The sequence below is a fragment of the Psychrobacter sp. bablab_jr014 genome, from assembly GCF_016464015.1.
GTDB lineage: Bacteria > Pseudomonadota > Gammaproteobacteria > Pseudomonadales > Moraxellaceae > Psychrobacter.
In genome coordinates this window covers 1-2,640 of the sequence record NZ_JACDXT010000027.1, presented here as the reverse complement: position 1 = coordinate 2,640, position 2,640 = coordinate 1, and the positions used below count along the sequence as shown (strand labels likewise).

Here is a 2,640-nt window from a genome sequence, read left to right as displayed (position 1 = left end):
TTTAAAATTTTAAAAGAGCATAAGAGGAATCCTACACAGAAATGTCTCCGTATGTAGCCATTCGGTAGCCGTTTCTGTGCAAAATATTGATTTGACAGTGTCAAATGGGATTCCTATTTATGCGATAAAAATTGTTATATGACTCCCGAACGACTACACAAAAGCTACCGAATAGCTACCCAAAATCAAAAATGACTCCCAAATGGCTACATAAAATCAAAAATAGCTCCCAAATAGCTCCCTTTTTATGGAGCCATTTGGGAGCTAAAAGGGAGTCAAATGGTAGCCATTTTTAAAATAGCTTCTTACCTTTTGTCTGCCAAAATTCTATTTGCTTTTGTAATTGTTTTTCATTTTCTCTTAAAGTCGATTTCATTAATTCCGTTAAATCAACTGGAGATATTTCTTTAATTAAATTTTTATATTTATATTTAGTTCTTTTATTCAATTCTCCCCATTTGTCTTCTTCATGAATTAACATGTAAACCATTGCTTGTTCATTTAATTTTTCTGGCGAAGTCCAATCTGGTTTCAAGATATGTAAATCATTAAAACAATCATTCCAGTAATCCACCATATCTCTTTTAAGTTCAATTTCTACACGCCATAAGTGATCAGACATAACTTCGACATCTGCGTTATCTTTACGTTCTTGTTTTTTGTTATAAATTCTAATAAATCTATCACTATCACGAACGCCAAAATATTTTGTTTCTGGTTTCCCGTCACGACCATAAAATACAGTTTTCTTAACTGCTTTATCAGTCATTGCATAATAATTACTTAAATCATCTTCAAAATCAAAAGCTAAATCTATTCTTGTAAAACCGTCATCTTCCATGTAGTTGATAATGTTTTGTTTTAACCAAAGCATTTCTTCATGCGTAAGTTTATTCGGATTAAATTCAACACGCATATTACGTCTATCCCATGTATCTGCTTTTACTTTGTCGTATTCGATATAAACTTTTTCCTGCAGTGCTTTAGCTTTAAATTTCGTTTGTAGTATATCCCAAAGTCGAATTTGTGGTTCGATACTCATAAATGACGATAGCTTTTGAGCGTTGTCACGACTGAGATTTCCAACTATTGTCATAGCGTCAAAACTTAATTTAGGATTTTGTGGGTGCACAGAATGCACTCCTAACCGGCTATTAGAGTATCCGGTTGAGGTGTAATTTGTAACTTCTTGTAATGTGCTTTGCTTTGAATGAATTTCTTGCTCTTTTCTACTCATAAAAAATCGACTCCTTAATTTAATTTAAGAAGTCGCCCACCCGAATATTTATCTTGATGTATATTTAAATATCGTTTAGTATTTAAATATACAAATTCATAAAAAACAACTCATGTTTTCTTTTTGGATTGTCGTTCACAAACTTTGGTCGGTGGGTGAGCGACTTCTTTTTATTTGTTTATTAATATAACACTATCAAAAGGCTTGGTCTAATCAGATCAAGTCTTTTTTAGTACCAAAACTTATTACATAATCAAAAATTAATTTTCTTTAGATAATTTATATTGCTTGTAAGCATAATAAACTATAAATGACTGTACTACTACTTGTGCAAAAGATAATGCTATACGAATGCTTTTCTTAGTTTTCTCACTCATTTTCTTCAACTCCTTTTGTTGCTTTATTCCAATTGCTTTATTGACGTTGAGCCTCTGAACCCTTAACAATCCCCAAACTTGTCGAATCGTCGGCTTAATAGCTCACGCTATGCCGACATTCGTCTCCAAGTTTAGTTAAGGGTTCTTCTCAACATCAATAAATTTTCTCGGCATAAATGCGTGTCTTATTATTTATTTTTATTCACTTTAAATAAAAAACGTCCCAAGTATGCTACATAATAATACTTAAGACGTTTTAATTTTTATTTAGTTTTTATCTCCTTTAACTTTATCAATCAAGTCATTAGCTTTATCTTTAACATCATCTACTACTTCTTTGGCTTTACCAGAAGCTTTATCTCCTTTACCTTCTGCTTTTAAATCCTTATTATCAGTAGCATCTCCAATAGTCTCTTTGATATTTCCTTTTGCTTGTTCGAATTTTTCTTCGCTCATTTTCTATTCCTCCTAAATAATCAATGTCTACAATACAATTCTATTATTCAAATACCCTTTTTAAAAGTGAAATCATATCCTTTTTTATCCCATGCATTAAACCTTGTATTATCCCATGTATACAAAATGATTTATGTATTACTCCTTTTCATTTAGAATATCAAAAACTATCCTACAGATAGACTACTCAAAAAATGAGTAGTCTTTTTATTTTGCATTTTAAGCCCTTTCTAGGACATTTAATCATTCCACGTATAAAAATGACTAAAAACTTTTTTTGTTCAACAGAGAGGCTATAAATCATTTTAAAATTTATTTCTCAACACTTTCAGAAAAAAATATGTTTTTTTATTTTAATTATCCTTCTCAATAAAAAGCTAAAACCTGAAAAAAATAGGTGTATAATGTAACTTTTATATTTTAAAATATTTTAAAATTTTAAAAGAGCATAAGAGGAATCCTACACAGAAATGTCTCCGTATGTAGCCATTCGGTAGCCGTTTCTGTGCAAAATATTGATTTGACAGTGTCAAATGGGATTCCTATTTATGCGATAAAAATTGTTATATG

At 30.5% G+C, this 2,640-nt stretch carries 2 protein-coding genes; both read right to left on the bottom strand.

Features of this window, described 5'->3' with window-relative positions:
- Nucleotides 1-292: 292 nt before the first annotated feature.
- The gene (locus JIE71_RS07480) at nt 293-1,237 is read right to left on the bottom strand and encodes a replication initiation factor domain-containing protein (protein WP_002440612.1); all 945 of its coding nucleotides are present in this window, start codon (nt 1,235-1,237) and stop codon (nt 293-295) included.
- Nucleotides 1,238-1,881: 644 nt separating this feature from the next.
- Complete coding sequence (locus JIE71_RS07475) at nt 1,882-2,070, bottom strand: CsbD family protein (protein WP_002440614.1); 189 nt, start codon at nt 2,068-2,070, stop codon at nt 1,882-1,884.
- Nucleotides 2,071-2,640: the final 570 nt, after the last annotated feature.

Bases quoted from the DNA above. Each gene is read 5' to 3' on its own strand.
- JIE71_RS07480 (WP_002440612.1), bottom strand. From the start codon at position 1,237: ATGAGTAGAAAAGAGCAAGAAATTCATTCAAAGCAAAGCACATTACAA.
- JIE71_RS07475 (WP_002440614.1), bottom strand. From the start codon at position 2,070: ATGAGCGAAGAAAAATTCGAACAAGCAAAAGGAAATATCAAAGAGACT.